This is a genomic window from Nocardioides sp. Z43_10, assembly GCF_059766615.1.
On the sequence record NZ_JCBAJY010000015.1, the window covers coordinates 1 to 16,075 of the forward strand.

Below are 16,075 nucleotides of genomic sequence, written 5' to 3' on the forward strand. Positions count from 1 at the left end.
AGGACGCCGCCGGACAACACTTCAACGTAGAGGCCATCACAGACCCCCGGGTCAGTGATGGCCTCTACGTGCATTTACGCCCGTGAGGCGCTGAGTGCCGACGAGCGCGGTCGTGTAGGTGAACTCGCCCAGCTCGATGGTCTCGCCGCCGGGGGAACGTGACGGCGAGTTGCGCGGGGTCAAGCGGTTGTCGTTCACCGCGTCCACCTGTGTCGTTACATGTGGAGGTGTACGCGTGCCCGTAGAACGCCAGGGTCTTCCCGGGGCGGATGCTCGCATCTGGGGCAGGGATGGCGCCGGGTGGTGAGCCGGCGGCGTCGTCTCGAGCCATGGTCCCGAGCCCCCACCGCTCGAGGCATGGTCTTCTCCTCCGAGCCGTCGTGCCCCCAGGCGCCAAGGAGAAGTCCCGTCCACGCCGGCGCGCCCCTCGTCGTTCTGCTCCAGAGAGTCACAATTGGTCGACGTTTCGTCACCGGGCGGGTTCTCCGGGCACCGAGGGCGGCGGAGGCGTGATGGGTCGCCGATTGGGCAGAAACGGCATGTCCAGACGCGGAATGGCGTCCGTTGGGGACCAAACGGCGGCCTTGGCGGCGGCCTTGGCGGCGGCCTTGGCGGCCTTGGGCGGGCGGTTTTGGCGGCGGGCTGAGGCTCAGCGGCCGGCGGTCTCGTCACGGATCGAGCGCATCAGCACGCCGAGGCTGGGTTTGGGCTGGAACGACGTCGCCTTCTCGGGGAGCAGGCGCTGGTCGGAGACGATCTCGCTGACGAGGTCGAAGTCAGGGGCCGGCATCAGCACGGCAAGGCCACGCTCGCTGCTGGTGCGGGCCAGGGCCTGCTCCACCGAGTGGTGGTACGACATTCGCGGCACCCCTGCGACCAGCGCCGGGAGCACCTGCTGGTGCAGCACCTCCACGGCGCCGCGGGACGAGCCGGGCTGCGGGCGCAGTCGTAGAGCCCCCCAGCGCTTCCCGTCGGAGACCACCAGGGAGGCGGGGGAGAGGGCGGTGACGGCGGCCAGCTCGTCACAGATGACGAGGTCGAGGCCCGCCGTGCGCGCCGCGTCGGCCAGGTGGTCGAACGTGACGCCCTGCAGGTGTCGGTGGATGGGCCCGAGGAACAGCGGGCTCTCGTCCTGGTCGACCAGCATCGCCAGCCCCCGGTCCCACGGGGTGCTTGGATGCTGCTGCTGCAGGCGCAGGTACGCCGCATAGCGGTGGTGCCCGTCCGCGATCAGGGCGTGCGAGCGGGCCAGTGCCGAGGTGATCGTCTGCAGCGTCCCGGAGTCCCGGATGGCCCAGATCCGGTGCTGCTGATCGGCCCGGTCCACGAAGGAGTGATCCGGTGCGGCGCTGGCCTGGATGCGGCGCATCACGTTGCGCACGGCGAGCGGGCCGCGGTGCACCAGCAGGATCGGGGCCGGGTTGAGCTGCATCTCGTACATGCGCTCGGCCAGCTCACAGACCTGCTCGGGGTGGATGCCCTCGTGCGGGAGGATGGCGCGCTCGCGGCCGGTGCCCTCGCCGTGCGAGAGGTCGACGGCCCCCACCAGCCCCCGGACCGTGAGGCCCCCCGCCGTGTACTCGTGCAGGTAGAGCGCCGGCACCGGGTCGTGGCGCAGTCGGCCCTCCTGCTCCCAGCGCGCGAGGCGCTGCCCGACCGCGCGATAAGGTCGCGCGAACGCCCGCGCTGCGGCGGGGTCCCCGATCCGGGTCTGGTCCAGGATCAGGGCGCGGAAGGGGAACAGTCGCAGCGGCGTCGCCACGAAAGGCGGGCGCACCACACTGCTCGACTCCATCGGTGCATCGTATTGCGCCGGACCAACCTACGAAGGAGAGGGATGTCGTTGCTGGGCTCGTCGCGTGAGGCGCTCACCGCCACCTACGACCTCGCCATGCTGGATCTGGACGGGGTCGTCTACGTCGGTCCCGACGCGGTGCCCGGCGCTGCGGGCAGCCTGTCGGCCGCGCGTGAGGCCGGGATGCGGCTCGCGTTCATCACCAACAACGCCTCGCGTCCTCCCGAGGTCGTGGCCGAGCACCTCGCTGAGCTGGGCATCCCGGCCGGTCCCGAGGACGTGGTCACCTCGGCCCAGGCCGCCGCCCGGGTCCTGCGCGAACGGCTCGGCGCCGGCGGCCGGGTGCTGCTCCTGGGGGGCCAGGGGCTCGAGGACGCCCTGCGCGCCGAGGGCCTCGAGCCGGTCGGGAGCGTCACCGACGAGCCCGACGCGGTGGTGACCGGCTTCGGTCCGCAGGTGCTGTGGCGCGAGATCATGGAGGCCGCGGTGGCGATCCGCAACGGGCTGTGGTGGGTCGCCAGCAACACCGACCTGACCTTCCCCACCGGCGCCGGCCTGGCGCCGGGGCACGGGGTGCTGGTGCGGATGCTCGAGGGCTTCACCGAGGTGGCGCCCGTGGTGGCAGGCAAACCGCAGCGCCCCCTGCTCGACGAGACCGTGCGCCGGATGGACGCCGTACGCCCGTTGATGGTCGGGGACCGCCTCGACACCGACATCGAGGGCGCCACGGCCGCCGGCATCGACTCGCTGCTCGTGCTGACCGGGGTGACCGGCCTCAGCGAGCTCGTCGCCGCGCCACCGACGCTGCGACCCACCTATCTCGCGCCGGGTCTGGACGGACTCCTCGAGGCGCACCGGACCCCCGACCTCACCTCCGACGGTGTCCAGCAGCGCGGCTGGACGGCCCGCGTCGACGCCGGGCGGCTGACGGTGCACGGCAGCGGGGACCCGACCGCGTGGTGGCAGGCGGTCGCGGTCGCGGCCTGGCGCCACCTCGACGAGACGGGGGTGGTGGTCGACACGTCCGGGCTCGTCCCGCCCTCGGCCGAGGAGCCGACGGCGAGCGGTAGCCTCGGGGCATGAGTGAGTCCCACGAGCTCGGCGTCTCGGATCCGGGCGCCCCGAGCGCCCCGAGCGCCACGACCGGCGTCGCCGCCGTCGATGCCGTCCTGGACTCCCTGGACGGGATCGACGCGCTGCCCCTCTCCGAGCACGTGGCGCTCTACGAGTCCGCCCACCAGCGCCTGCGTCAGGCCCTCGACACCCGCCCCCAGCTGCCTCGCCCGGGCCGCCCGGCCGGGAGCTGAGCGGTGCCTCCCCGTCGACTCCGCCTGGACGCCGAGCTGGTCCGGCGCGGCCTGGCCCGCTCGCGCGAGCACGCCAGCGAGCTGGTCGCCGCGCGCCGGGTGAAGGTAGCCGGAGCCTTCGCGAGCAAGCCGGCCACGGGCGTCACCACCGACGTCGCCCTCGTCGTGCTCGACGACCCCGAGCGCCCCGACTACGTCTCCCGCGGAGGGCACAAGCTCGCCGGCGCCCTGGCCGCGTTCGCCGAGCAGGGCCTCACCGTCCGCGGACGCAGGTGCCTGGACGCCGGAGCCTCCACCGGCGGCTTCACCGACGTGCTGCTGCGCCTGGGCGCGGCCGAGGTGGTGGCCGTCGACGTCGGGTACGGCCAGCTCGCCTGGCGCCTGCAGCAGGACGAGCGGGTCCAGGTGCACGACCGCACGAACATCCGCGACCTCAGCGTCGAGACCATCGGCGGCCCCGTCGACCTGGTCGTGGGCGACCTCTCCTTCATCTCCCTCGAGCTGGTCCTCGACGCGCTCATCGGCGCCACCAAGCCCGAGGGCGACCTGGCGCTGATGGTGAAGCCGCAGTTCGAGGTCGGCAAGGACCGGGTCGGCAAGGGCGGCGTGGTGCGCGACCTCGCCCTGCGCGCCGAGGCCGTCACCGCGATCGCCGACAGCGCTGCGCGCCGGGGCTGGGGGGCCCGTGCGGTGGTGACCAGCCCGCTGCCCGGCCCCTCGGGCAACGTCGAGTTCTTCCTGTGGCTGCGCGCGGGACCGGCGCTGATCGGCGCCGAGGAGATCACCGCGGAGGTGCAACGCTCGGCGTCGCTGGGGGTCTCGGGTGAGAGGGTGGACACGTGACCGCGCCCATGCCCAGCCGCCGTGTCCTCCTGCTCGCCCACACCGGACGGGAGGAGGCCCGCGAGGTCGCGCGGGCCTTCTGCAAGTCCCTGGTCGAGAACGGGATCGTGGTCCGCCTGCTCGCCCACGAGGCGCCCGACCTCGGGTTCTACTCGGGCGCGGACCGGGAATCGCCCGACTCGCTGATCGAGGTGGCCGACGAGGAGCACGGCGACCCGGTCGAGGGCTGTGAGCTGGTGGTGGTGATCGGCGGCGACGGGACGATCCTGCGCGCCTCGGAGATGACCCACGAGAGCGGCACACCCGTGCTCGGGGTCAACCTGGGGCACGTCGGCTTCCTGGCCGAGGCGGAGTCCGACGACATGGAGCTGACGATCGACGCGATCGTGCACCGCCGCTACACCGCCGAGGACCGGATGACGCTCGACGTGTCTGTCTACCGCGACAAGGAGCTGATCGCGCAGACCTGGGCGCTCAACGAGGCGAGCGTGGAGAAGGCCGCTCGCCAGCGGATGCTCGAGGTGGTCGTCGAGATCGACGGGCGTCCGCTCTCGCGCTGGGGCTGCGACGGGGTGGTCTGCGCGACCCCCACCGGCTCGACCGCCTACAACTTCAGCGCCGGGGGACCCGTGGTCTGGCCGGGCGTCGAGGCGCTGCTGATGGTCCCGATCAGCGCGCACGCGCTCTTCGCCCGACCGATGGTGGTCGCCCCCACCTCGGTGCTGGCGGTCGAGGTGCTGGCGCAGACCGAGGGCGCCGGCGTGCTGTGGTGCGACGGCAGGCGCACGGTGGAGCTTCCCCCCGGCGCTCGCATCGAGGTACGGCGCGGGCAGCGCCCGGTCCGGTTGGTCCGGCTGCACCAGGCACCCTTCACCGACCGGCTGGTCGCCAAGTTCGGTCTCTCGGTCGAGGGCTGGCGCGGCGCGGCGGAGCGCCGGCGCCGGGTGAGCGGGGGACAGGCGTGATCGAGGAGATCCGGATCAGCTCGCTGGGGGTCATCGAGTCCTCCACGCTCGAGCTGGGGCCGGGCCTGACCGTGATCAGCGGCGAGACCGGGGCCGGCAAGACCATGATCGTCACCGCATTGACGCTGCTGCTCGGCGGTCGCGCCGACAGCGGCGCGGTGCGCTCCGGAGCGCGCGGCGCCCGGGTCGAGGGCGTGGTGCGGGCCGAGGCGCTGCCCGACTTCGTCGCCCGCGTCGAGGAGGCCGGCGGGGAGGTCGAGGACGGCCTGGTCGTGCTGGCGCGCAACCTGTCGGCCGAAGGGCGCTCGCGCGCGTTCGTCGGCGGCGCCTCGGTACCGGCGGCGACCCTGGCCGAGGTGGCCGAGCCACTGGTCGCGGTGCACGGGCAGTCCGACCAGCACCGGCTGCTGCGCGGCTCCGCCCAGCGCACCGCCCTCGACCGGTTCGGGGGCACCGAGATCGCCGGGCTGTCTCAGCGCTACGCCGGCCTCCACACCGAGCTGCTGGCCACCGAGCGCGAGCTGGAGGAGGTCGTCGCCACCGCGCGCGAGCGGGCGCGCGAGGCCGACCTGCTCCGGTTCGGGCTGGAGGAGATCGAGCGGGTCGCGCCCGAGCCCGGTGAGGACACCGCGCTCGCCGCGGAGGAGAACCGGCTCGGCTTCGCCGACACCCTGCGCACCGCCGCCGAGCAGGCCCGTGAGGCGCTCTCCAGTGAGAGCGGCGCCCCGGACGCGCTGGGCGCCGCCTCGGTGGCGCGCAACCTGCTCGAGGGCGTGCGCGAGCACGACGGCGAGGCCGCCGAGCTCGCCGACCGGCTCGCGGAGGTCAGCTACCTGCTCTCCGACGTCGCCGCCGACGTCGCGTCCTACGCCGCGCGCATCGAGAGCGACCCGATCCGGCTCGCGGGGGTCTCCGAGCGTCGCGCGGCGCTGACCGCGCTGACCCGCAAGTACGGCGAGAGCATCGACGAGGTCCTCGACTGGAGCCGCACCAGCGCCGAGCGGCTGCTCGACCTGGACTCCACCGACGAGCGGATCGCGGAGCTCAAGGCCCGCCAGGCGAGCCTGCGCGAGGAGCTCGCGCAGGTGGCCGGCGAGCTGTCGCAGGCCCGCACGGCGGCGGCGCTGCGTCTGGGCGAGGAGGTGACCGCGGAGCTGACCCGGCTCGCGATGCCGCACGCCCGGATCGAGATCGCGGTGCGCCAGAGCGAGCAGGAGCCCCCCGCAGGCGACGCCGGACTCACCGGGGCGCCGCTGCGGGTCGGCAAGCGCTGGCTGCGCTTCACCGCCTCCGGGGTCGACGAGGTCGAGCTGCTCCTCGCCGCGAACTCCGGTGCCGAGCCCCGTCCGCTGGCCAAGGGCGCCTCGGGAGGCGAGCTCTCCCGGGTGATGCTCGCCCTCGAGGTCTCGCTCGCCGGCACCAGCCCCGTCCCGACCTTCGTCTTCGACGAGGTCGACGCCGGCGTCGGCGGCAGGGCCGCCGTCGAGATCGGTCGCCGGCTGGCTCAGCTGGCCCGCACGGCCCAGGTCCTGGTGGTCACCCACCTGCCTCAGGTGGCGGCGTACGCCGATCGGCACGTGGTGGTGGAGAAGTCCAGCGACGGCACTGTGACCACCTCGGGGCTCACCGTCCTCGGACCCGAGGACCGCCAGCGTGAGCTCTCCCGGATGCTGGCCGGGATGGACGACTCCGACTCGGCCCTGGCGCACGCCCGGGAGCTGCTGGACAGCGCCCAGCCGGCCCGCGCGCTGGGCTGACAAGGGCGACTCGCCCGGCCTGCGCGGTTGCGACAAGGGCTCCGAACGGGTTGAGAAGATGACCCGGTCATGAAGTTCTCTGTACGACCACGCACCCCTGCCGCACTGCCCGGGATCGTCGGAACCGCACGCGCCGAGCGGCGCACACGGGTCCTGATCTCGCGGGTGCGTCCCGGTGACGTCGCTGTCCTCGACCACCTCGACATGGATCGGGCCACCGCACAGGCCCTGGTCGATGCTGGCGTGGTCGCCGTCCTCAACGCCTCCCCGATGATCTCGGGGCGCTACCCGAACCTCGGACCCCAGGTCCTCGTCGAGGCCGGCCTGCTCGTCGTCGACGGCCTCGGCGCCGACGGCTTCGCGGCGATCCGTGACGCCAGCACGGTCCGCATCGACGAGGGCGTCGTCCACGTCGACGACGCCGAGGTGGCGCGCGGACGCGTCGTCGACGCGGGCACCGTGCGCGAGGAGATGGAGAGCGCCCGCCGCGGGCTGGGCACCCAGCTCGAGAGCTTCACCCACAACAGCACCGAGTTCCTACGCCGCGAGCAGGACCTGCTCCTGCACGGCGAGGGCGTGCCGAGCCTGGCCACCAGGTTCGAGGGCCGTCCGGTGGTGGTGGTCGTCGCCGGTCACGAGTACCGCACCGAGCTGGCCGGCATCCGCACCTACATCCGTGAGCAGCGACCGGTGCTGATCGGCGTCGACCGCGGTGCCGACGCGCTGCTGGAGGCGGGGTACCGGCCCGACGTCGTGGTGATCAGCGGCGACGCCGACGAGGACGACGCCCCCTCGGCCAAGGTGCTGCGCCAGGCCAAGGACGTCGTGGTCCGGGTGGCGCGCGGCGCGAGCCGGGACTCCACCGAGCACCTCGAGCGACTCGGAGTGCGCCCGGTGCGCTTCGAGTCCGGCGCCACCTCCGAGGACGCCGCTCTCATCCTCGCCGACTCCGGGCACGCCCGCCTGATCGTGGGCGTCGGGATGCACGCGACGCTCGCGGAGTTCCTGGACCGCCAGCGCGCCGGTCTGGCGAGCACCTACCTCACCCGGCTCAAGCTCGGCCCCCGCCTCGTCGACGCCGAGGCCGTCCCGGCGCTGTACTCCGGTCGGGTCCGGCCACGGCACGTCTTCGTCGTCCTGCTCGCCGCGCTGGTGGCCCTCGCCGCCGCGATCGGGGTCACCCCCGTCGGCCAGGAGTGGACCACCGAGGCCACCGACGGCCTCGCCGACCTCTTCGACTACCTGCAAGGACTCCTCCCGTGATCTCGTTCCGCCACCACCTCGTCTCCCTGGTCTCGATCTTCCTGGCGCTCGCGGTCGGTGTGGTCCTCGGCGGCGGCCCCCTCTCGGAGGTGGGCAGGACAGCCGGCGACGACGCCGAGCGCCGGGCCGTCTCGGCCCAGCAGCGCGCCGACGATGCGACCAGCGCCGCCGCCTACGCCGACACGTTCGCCACCACCGTGGCCCCGCTCGTCTACGCCGACCGGCTGAGCGGTCGCGACGTCGCGATCGTGACGCTCCCGGGCGCCGACACCGAGGTCCTCGACGCGCTGACGGCGCAGGTCGCGGCCGCCAAGGGCCGGCTGACGGGCGTGCACGCGCTGAAGGAGGCCATGGTGGACCCGGGGGAGAAGGCGCTGGTCGACACCCTGGGCAGCCAGCTGGTGACCCAGGCCGGGCCGGGCTCCGCGACCGCGGACGCGACGACCTACCAGCGCATCGGCCAGCTGCTCGGGCGCGGCATCGCCAGCAAGAACGTCGCCGGTGAGCCCATCGACGAGAGCGGCCAGGAGATCCTGGACAGCCTGGCCGGCGCAGGCCTCGCCAAGACCGCGGCCGGCGCCACCCGACGAGCGCCGCTGGTGCTGGTCGTGCTCGGCGAGGAGCCGGCCGACGAGGACGGCGACCACGCGGGCAGCGACGCGATCCTCGCCGGCATCGTCTCCGGCCTGCGGGGCACCGCCACCGGCGTGGTGCTCGCCGGATCCACCGCGTCCGGAGCCGAGGGCCAGCTCGGCCGGCTCCGCGAGGACGAGGTGGCCGCGCAGCTGGCGACGGTCGACGGCGTCGAGCGTCCCCTGGGGCAGGTCACCGCCGTGCAGGCGCTGATCGGCGTCCTGGACGGCAGCGTCGGGGCCTTCGGCGCGTCCGGTTCGGACGGAGCCGCCCCTCTCCGGTAGGGTGGAACTCCGTGAAGATCGCGACGCCGACAAAGCACGTATTCGTGACCGGAGGAGTCGCCTCCTCCCTCGGCAAGGGGCTCACCGCCTCTAGCCTGGGTGCTCTGCTGAAGTCCCGCGGTCTCCGCGTGACGATGCAGAAGCTCGATCCCTACCTCAACGTGGACCCGGGCACCATGAACCCGTTCCAGCACGGCGAGGTCTTCGTCACCAATGACGGGGCCGAGACCGACCTGGACATCGGGCACTACGAACGGTTCCTGGACACCGACCTCAACCAGATCGCCAACGTCACCACCGGGCAGGTCTACTCCACGGTCATCGCCAAGGAGCGCCGCGGCGACTACCTCGGCGACACGGTCCAGGTGATCCCGCACATCACCAACGAGATCAAGGACCGCATCCGCGCCATGGGCGGTGACGACGTCGACGTGGTGATCACCGAGGTGGGCGGCACCGTGGGCGACATCGAGTCGCAGCCCTTCCTGGAGGCCGCGCGCCAGGTGCGCCACGACGTGGGCCGCGACAACTGCTTCTTCATCCACGTCTCGCTGGTGCCCTTCATCGGCCCCTCCGGTGAGCTCAAGACCAAGCCCACGCAGCACTCGGTGGCGGCGCTGCGCTCCATCGGCATCCAGCCCGATGCGATCGTCTGCCGCGCCGACCGGGAGCTCCCGGCCAGCATCAAGGGCAAGATCTCGCTGATGTGCGACGTCGACGAGGAGGCGGTGATCACCTGCGCCGACGCCCCGTCGATCTACGACATCCCCAAGGTCCTGCACCGCGAGGGCCTCGACGCCTACCTGGTGCGCCGCCTCGACCTGCCCTTCCGCGATGTGAACTGGACGGTGTGGGACGACCTGCTGCGCCGGGTGCACCACCCCAAGGAGGAGGTCACCGTCGCGCTGGTCGGCAAGTACATCGACCTGCCCGACGCCTACCTGTCGGTCGCCGAGGCGCTGCGCGCCGGCGGCTTCGCGCACGAGGCCAAGGTGCAGCTGCGCTGGGTCCCCTCCGACGAGTGCGCCACCCCCGCCGGAGCGGCCCGGATGCTGGGGGACGTGGACGCGATCTGCGTGCCGGGCGGCTTCGGGATCCGTGGGATCGAGGGCAAGCTCGGCGCCCTGACCTACGCCCGCACCCACGGCATCCCCACCCTGGGCCTGTGCCTGGGGCTGCAGTGCATGGTGATCGAGTACGCCCGCAACGAGGCGGGCCTCGAGCAGGCCGCCTCCACCGAGTTCGACCCCGACTGCCCCGAGCCGGTCATCGCGACGATGGACGAGCAGAAGGAGTACGTCGAGGGCGCCGGCGACCTGGGCGGCACGATGCGCCTGGGCCTGTACCCGGCCGCGCTCAAGGAGGGCTCGGTGGTGCGCGAGGTCTACGGCGCGCCGCTGATCGAGGAGCGCCACCGCCACCGCTACGAGGTCAACAACCGCTACCGCGACCAGCTGGAGAAGGCCGGGCTGGTGTTCTCCGGGACGTCGCCCGACGACAGCCTGGTCGAGTTCGTGGAGCTGCCCCGCGAGGTGCACCCCTTCTACGTCTCCACCCAGGCGCACCCCGAGCTGCGCTCGCGCCCGACGCGGCCGCACCCGCTCTTCGCCGGGCTCGTCGGCGCGGCGATCGAGCGGCAGCGCGAGCTGCGCTTCCCGTTGGACGAGGACGCCCTGCGCACCCCCGCCCTCGACGAGGCCTGAGGTGTCCACGGGGGAGCAGGACGTCGTGCTGGCCGACACGCCGGCCTCGTGGCCGGTGGCGCGCAGCGCGGACCTGCACCGCGACGGCTGGGTGATGGCGCTGCGCGAGGACTTCGTGCGCCGCCCCGGGCACGGGGACGACGAGCCGTTCCGGCGGCTCGTCCTGGAGCACCCCGGAGCGGTCGTGGTGCTCGCCCTCGACGAGCAGGAGCGGGTCTTCTGCCTGCGCCAGTACCGCCACGCGGCCGGCCGGGAGTTCGTCGAGCTCCCCGCCGGGCTGATCGACGGCGAGGGGGAGGACCCGCTGGACGTGGCCCGGCGCGAGCTGCGCGAGGAGGCGGCGCTGCAGGCCACGCACTGGAGCCACCTGGCCACCACGTACTCCTCGCCGGGGATCTCCTCGGAGCAGGTGCACTACTACGTCGCCACCGGGCTGAGCCCGGCCGATCGCGGTGACTTCGAGCTGGTGCACGAGGAGGCGGAGATGGTGTCGTTCTGGGCGCCGTTCGCGCAGCTGCGCGAGGCGGTGCTCGACGGCCGGGTGAGCGACGCCCCGGTCGCCGTCGCGGTGCTGATGTACGACGCGCGCCGACGCGACTGAAGGCCCTGGCGGCGGCCCGGGCGGGAGTAGTCTCGCGCCGTCGCCACAACGACGTGGTGAGTCTCACAGCGAGGAGCACACGTGAAGGTCGGGGTCCCGAAGGAAGTCAAGAACCACGAGTACCGCGTCGCGATCACCCCCGCGGGGGCCAAGGAGCTCACCGTGCACGGGCACGAGGTGCTCGTCGAGACGGGCGCCGGGCTGGGCTCGTCGATCACGAACGCCGAGTACGCCGCCGCCGGAGCGCGGATCGTGGACTCCGCCGAGGAGGTCTGGGGCTCGGCGGCGATGGTGCTCAAGGTCAAGGAGCCGGTCGCCTCGGAGTACCCGCTGATGCGTGAGGGGCAGCTGCTCTTCACCTACCTCCACCTCGCTGCCGACAAGGCGCTCACCGAGGAGCTCCTGGAGCGTGGCGTCACCGCCATCGCCTACGAGACCGTGCAGGGCGAAGACGGGGGGCTGCCGCTGCTGGCGCCGATGTCGGAGGTCGCCGGCCGGCTGGCACCGCAGGCCGGGGCGTACCACCTGATGCGCGCCGGGGGAGGGCGCGGGGTGCTGCTCGGTGGCGCGCCGGGCGTGCACGCGGGCAAGGTCGTGGTGATCGGTGCCGGTGTGTCCGGGATGAACGCTGCGGCGATCGCGCTTGGCATGCAGGCCGAGGTGCTGCTGATGGACAAGGATGTCGCCAAGCTGCGCGCCGCCGACCGGATCTACCGTGGCCACCTGCAGACGGTGGCCTCCAACGCCTACGAGGTCGAGCGGGCGGTGCTGGACGCCGACCTGGTGATCGGCGCGGTGCTGGTCCCGGGCGCGAAGGCGCCGACGCTGATCTCCCACGACCTGGTCGCCCGGATGAAGCCCGGATCCGTGCTCGTCGACATCTCGATCGACCAGGGCGGCTGCTTCGCGGACTCGCGGGCGACCACCCACGACGACCCGACCTACCGGGTCCACGAGTCACTCTTCTACTGTGTGGCCAACATGCCTGGCGCCGTTCCGCACACCTCGACCTACGCGCTGACCAACGTGACCCTGCCCTACGCCGTGGCGCTCGCGGACAACGGCTGGCGGGGCGCCTGCCTCGAGGACCCCAGCCTGGCCCGCGGTCTCAACGTGCACGCCGGCCAGCTGGTCAACGCTCCGGTCGGCGAGGCGCACGGGATCGCCGCCGTGGCACTGGACGGTGTGTTGAGCTGAGCGAGTCGTCCGGACCCAACTCCCTGGTGCGCGCGGTGCGCACCTACCTCGACCACCTGGGCGTGGAACGGGGACTGGCCGCCAACACCCTGTCGTCGTACCGCCGTGACCTGCGGCGCTACCTCGGGTTCCTCGCCCAGTCGGGCGTCGAGGAGCTCGACGCGGTCACCGAGGCGACGGTCTCGTCGTTCCTGGTGCGCCTGCGCGAGGGCGACGCCGAGCACCCGCCGCTGTCGGCCAGCTCGGCCGCGCGCACCATCGTGGCGGTGCGCGGCTTCCACAAGTTCGCCGTGCACGACGGGCTGACCACGGTGGACCCGGCCAGCGCGGTGAAGCCGCCGACGCCCGCCAAGCGACTGCCCAAGGCCCTCGCGCTGCGCGACGTCGAGGCGATCCTGGAGGCCGCTGGGGCGCCGGGCACCACGCTGGCCCTGCGCGACCGTGCCCTGCTCGAGGTGCTCTACGGCACCGGGGCCCGGATCTCGGAGGCGGTCGGACTCGACGTCGACGACCTCGACCCGGTCGACGGGGTCGTGCTGCTGCGCGGCAAGGGCGGCAAGGAGCGGCTGGTTCCGCTCGGGTCCTACGCCCGCGAGGCGGTCGAGGCCTACCTGGTGCGCGCCCGCCCCGAGCTGGTCACGGCCGGGCGCGGCACGCCGGCCCTCTTCCTCAACGCCCGGGGCGGTCGGCTGTCGCGGCAGAGCGCCTGGACGGTGCTCGCGCGGACCGCCGAACGGGCCGGTGTTCCGGTCGATGTGTCCCCGCACACGCTGCGTCACTCCTTCGCCACGCACCTGCTCGACGGGGGCGCGGACGTGCGCGTGGTGCAGGAACTCCTGGGGCACGCGTCGGTGACCACGACCCAGGTGTACACACTGGTGACCGTGGACAACTTGCGCGAGGTCTTTGCCGTGGCCCATCCGAGGGCTCGTTCGTGAGCGACGAGAGACGCCTCGACCGGCTCGCTCCCCGACCAGAGGAGGCTGACGCCGACCGGCTCTACGACGTCTTCAGCGCCTGGGCGAGCGCCGCGGGGACCAAGCCGTACCCGCACCAGGACGAGGCGATCATCGAGCTGCTCAGCGGCAACAACGTGATCCTGGCGACGCCGACCGGGTCGGGGAAGTCGCTGGTGGCGACGGCCGCCCACTTCGCGGCGTACGCCGGCGACCGGGTGAGCTTCTACACCGCGCCGATCAAGGCACTGGTGAGCGAGAAGTTCTTCGCGCTGTGCGAGGTCTTCGGGGCGGAGAACGTCGGGATGCTGACCGGGGACGCCTCGGTGAACTCCGACGCCCCGATCATCTGCTGCACCGCGGAGGTGCTGGCCAACATCGCCCTGCGCGAGGGCAGGCGCGCCGACGTCGGCCTGGTCGTGATGGACGAGTTCCACTTCTACTCCGAGCCCGACCGCGGCTGGGCCTGGCAGGTGCCGCTGCTGGAGCTCCCGCAGGCGCAGTTCCTGCTGATGTCGGCGACGCTGGGCGACGTCACCCGCTTCGTCGACGACCTGGCCCGGCGCAACGGCCGCGAGACCTCGGTCGTCGACGACGCCGAGCGGCCGGTGCCGCTGAGCTTCCGGTGGGCGATGACACCGCTCGCGGAGACCCTGGAGGAGCTGGTCAGCACCCATCAGGCACCGGTCTACGTCGTGCACTTCACCCAGGCCAACGCCGTCGACCACGCGCGCACGCTGCTGGGCAGCCCGATCGCCAGCCGCGAGGAGCGCGACCGGATCGCCGAGCAGATCGCCACCTTCCGCTTCGGTGCCGGCTTCGGCAAGACCCTGTCCAAGCTGCTGCGCCAGGGCATCGGCGTGCACCACGCGGGGATGCTGCCCAAGTACCGCCGCCTCGTCGAGCAGCTCGCCCAGCTGGGCCTGCTCAAGGTCATCTGCGGCACCGACACGCTCGGGGTGGGCATCAACGTCCCGATCCGCACCGTGCTCTTCACCGGGCTGGCGAAGTTCGACGGCAGCCGGCAGCGGGTGCTGCGCTCGCGGGAGTTCCACCAGATCGCCGGTCGGGCCGGCCGGGCGGGCTTCGACGCCGCGGGGTACGTCGTGGTGCAGGCCCCCGAGCACACCATCGAGAACGAGAAGGCCCGCAAGAAGTCCGAGGCCAAGAACGCCGCCAACCCGAAGAAGAAGAGCAAGCCGCAGCTGAAGAAGCCCCCCGAGGGCACGGTGGTGTGGACCGAGCAGACCTTCGAGAAGCTCGTGCACGGGACGCCGGAGCAGCTGGTGTCGCGGATGAAGGTCGACAACGCGATGCTGCTCAACGTCGTCGCCCGCGAGGAGGACGCCTTCCCGGTGCTGCGGCGGCTGCTGCAGGACAACCACGAGGAGCGGCGCCAGCAGCTGCGGCTGAGCCGGCGCGCGCTGCGCCTGGCCCGCAGCCTGCTGCGCTCCGGCGTACTCACCCGCCTCGAGGAGCCCGACGAGCTCGGCCGGCGCTACGTGCTGACCCTCGACCTGCCGGTCGACTTCGCCCTCAACCAGCCGCTGGCGCACTTCGCCCTGGCCGCCCTGGAGATCCTCGACCCCGAGTCGGAGACCTACACCCTCGACATCGTCTCGGTCGTGGAGTCCGTGCTCGAGGCCCCACGCCAGATCCTGATGGCCCAGCAGCACGCCGCGCGCGGTGAGGCCGTCGCGGAGATGAAGGCCGACGGGCTGGAGTACGAGGAGCGGATGGCGCTGCTGGACAAGATCACCTGGCCCCAGCCGCTGGCCGAGATGCTGGGAGCCGCCTACGAGCTCTACCGCCAGGGCCACCCCTGGCTGCGCGAGGACGCGCTCGGGCCCAAGTCGATCGTGCGCGAGATGTACGAGCAGGGGATGGGCTTCACCGAGTTCGTCAAGCGCTACGAGCTGGCCCGCTCCGAGGGGCTGGTGCTGCGCTACCTCACCGACGCCTACCGCACGCTCAACCACACCGTCCCCGACGCCCACCGCACCCCGGAGCTGGAGGACCTGATCGAGTGGCTGGGGGAGACCGTGCGCCAGACGGACTCCTCGCTGCTCGACGAGTGGGAGGCGCTCAGCGCCCCCGACGCCGACCCGAACGCGGTGCGCGACGCGGTGGCGCACGCGCTGGACCAGACCGCCCCGGCCTCCTCGCGCCCGATCACCCAGCAGGAGCGCGCGTTCCGGGTGATGGTCCGCAACGCGGTCTTCCACCGCGTCGTGCTGGCCGCACGCGACGACGTGGACGCGCTGACCAAGGGCGAGCGCGCGGTCGCGGACCGGTTCGAGCCGCCGCGCGAGCTCCAGGTGACCCGCAGCGCCTGGGACGAGGCGCTGGAGGCCTACTACGGCGAGCACGACGAGATCGGCACCGGCAGCCAGGCCCGCGGACCGCAGCTGTTCCAGGTCGAGCCCGGACGGGCCCCGGCCCCGGGGACCGACGACGAGACGCCGGTGCGGGTCTGGCGGGTGCGCCAGGTCCTCGACGACCCCGAGGGCCACCACGACTGGGTGCTCGAGGCGACCGTGGACCTCGACGCCTCCGACGAGGCCGGCGAGGCGATCGTCTTCGCCACCGGGCTGCGCCGGCTGTAGTGGCCCCGAGGTTGTGGCCCGCTGGCCCCGGTCCTAGAGTCGCGGGCATGCCGCACGCGGTGTCGCTGAGTCGACAATTACGATCAGGGACGGACGTGGGCCCGTGACCACCCCTCCCGCGTCACCCACGGCCGAACCGACGACCTCCCCAGGAGCTGAGCACCG

At 72.8% G+C, this 16,075-nt stretch carries 14 protein-coding genes; 12 read left to right on the forward strand and 2 right to left on the reverse strand.

The window, feature by feature from the left end:
* Nucleotides 1-51: 51 nt before the first annotated feature.
* Together AC6EI4_RS19095 and AC6EI4_RS19100 are read right to left on the reverse strand one after the other, a co-directional pair.
* Entirely contained in the window at nucleotides 52-198 is a 147-nt protein-coding gene (locus AC6EI4_RS19095) for a hypothetical protein (protein ID WP_498452440.1), read from the reverse strand.
* 451 nt (nucleotides 199-649) lie between these two features.
* Nucleotides 650-1,795: a DUF1015 family protein gene (locus tag AC6EI4_RS19100; RefSeq protein ID WP_498452441.1), complete on the reverse strand. Its 1,146-nt coding sequence runs from the start codon at nucleotides 1,793-1,795 to the stop codon at nucleotides 650-652.
* 42 nt (nucleotides 1,796-1,837) lie between these two features.
* On the opposite strand from AC6EI4_RS19100, the gene AC6EI4_RS19105 reads away from it, so the two are divergent.
* From AC6EI4_RS19105 to AC6EI4_RS19160, 12 genes are all read left to right on the forward strand, one after another.
* Entirely contained in the window at nucleotides 1,838-2,878 is a 1,041-nt protein-coding gene (locus AC6EI4_RS19105; RefSeq protein ID WP_498452442.1) for an HAD-IIA family hydrolase, read from the forward strand.
* A complete protein-coding gene (locus AC6EI4_RS19110; RefSeq protein ID WP_498452443.1) occupies nucleotides 2,875-3,102 on the forward strand; it encodes a hypothetical protein in 228 nt (75 codons plus the stop codon). The genes AC6EI4_RS19105 and AC6EI4_RS19110 overlap by 4 nt, the downstream gene beginning before the upstream one ends.
* Before the next feature lie 3 nt (nucleotides 3,103-3,105).
* Nucleotides 3,106-3,945: a TlyA family RNA methyltransferase gene (locus AC6EI4_RS19115; RefSeq protein ID WP_498452444.1), complete on the forward strand. Its 840-nt coding sequence runs from the start codon at nucleotides 3,106-3,108 to the stop codon at nucleotides 3,943-3,945.
* An 8-nt stretch (nucleotides 3,946-3,953) separates the two neighbouring features.
* Entirely contained in the window at nucleotides 3,954-4,910 is a 957-nt protein-coding gene (locus AC6EI4_RS19120) for an NAD kinase (protein ID WP_498425370.1), read from the forward strand.
* Nucleotides 4,907-6,667, forward strand: a complete 1,761-nt coding sequence (gene recN / locus AC6EI4_RS19125) for a DNA repair protein RecN (protein ID WP_498425360.1) — start codon at nucleotides 4,907-4,909, stop codon at nucleotides 6,665-6,667. The genes AC6EI4_RS19120 and recN overlap by 4 nt, the downstream gene beginning before the upstream one ends.
* Nucleotides 6,668-6,736: 69 nt before the next feature.
* A complete protein-coding gene (steA, locus tag AC6EI4_RS19130; protein WP_498425359.1) occupies nucleotides 6,737-7,930 on the forward strand; it encodes a putative cytokinetic ring protein SteA in 1,194 nt (397 codons plus the stop codon).
* Nucleotides 7,927-8,847: a copper transporter gene (locus AC6EI4_RS19135; protein WP_498425358.1), complete on the forward strand. Its 921-nt coding sequence runs from the start codon at nucleotides 7,927-7,929 to the stop codon at nucleotides 8,845-8,847. The genes steA and AC6EI4_RS19135 overlap by 4 nt, the downstream gene beginning before the upstream one ends.
* Before the next feature lie 11 nt (nucleotides 8,848-8,858).
* The gene (gene pyrG / locus AC6EI4_RS19140; RefSeq protein WP_498425357.1) at nucleotides 8,859-10,550 is read left to right on the forward strand and encodes a CTP synthase; all 1,692 of its coding nucleotides are present in this window, start codon (nucleotides 8,859-8,861) and stop codon (nucleotides 10,548-10,550) included.
* A gap of 1 nt (nucleotide 10,551) precedes the next feature.
* Nucleotides 10,552-11,151 carry an NUDIX domain-containing protein gene (locus AC6EI4_RS19145; RefSeq protein WP_498452445.1) on the forward strand — a complete coding sequence of 200 codons (600 nt, stop codon included), beginning with the start codon at nucleotides 10,552-10,554 and terminating at the stop codon, nucleotides 11,149-11,151.
* 81 nt (nucleotides 11,152-11,232) lie between these two features.
* Entirely contained in the window at nucleotides 11,233-12,348 is a 1,116-nt protein-coding gene (ald, locus tag AC6EI4_RS19150) for an alanine dehydrogenase (RefSeq protein WP_498425355.1), read from the forward strand.
* A gap of 35 nt (nucleotides 12,349-12,383) precedes the next feature.
* Nucleotides 12,384-13,286: a site-specific tyrosine recombinase XerD gene (gene xerD / locus AC6EI4_RS19155; RefSeq protein WP_498425354.1), complete on the forward strand. Its 903-nt coding sequence runs from the start codon at nucleotides 12,384-12,386 to the stop codon at nucleotides 13,284-13,286.
* The gene (locus AC6EI4_RS19160; protein WP_498452446.1) at nucleotides 13,283-15,910 is read left to right on the forward strand and encodes a DEAD/DEAH box helicase; all 2,628 of its coding nucleotides are present in this window, start codon (nucleotides 13,283-13,285) and stop codon (nucleotides 15,908-15,910) included. The genes xerD and AC6EI4_RS19160 overlap by 4 nt, the downstream gene beginning before the upstream one ends.
* Nucleotides 15,911-16,075 lie beyond the last annotated feature (165 nt).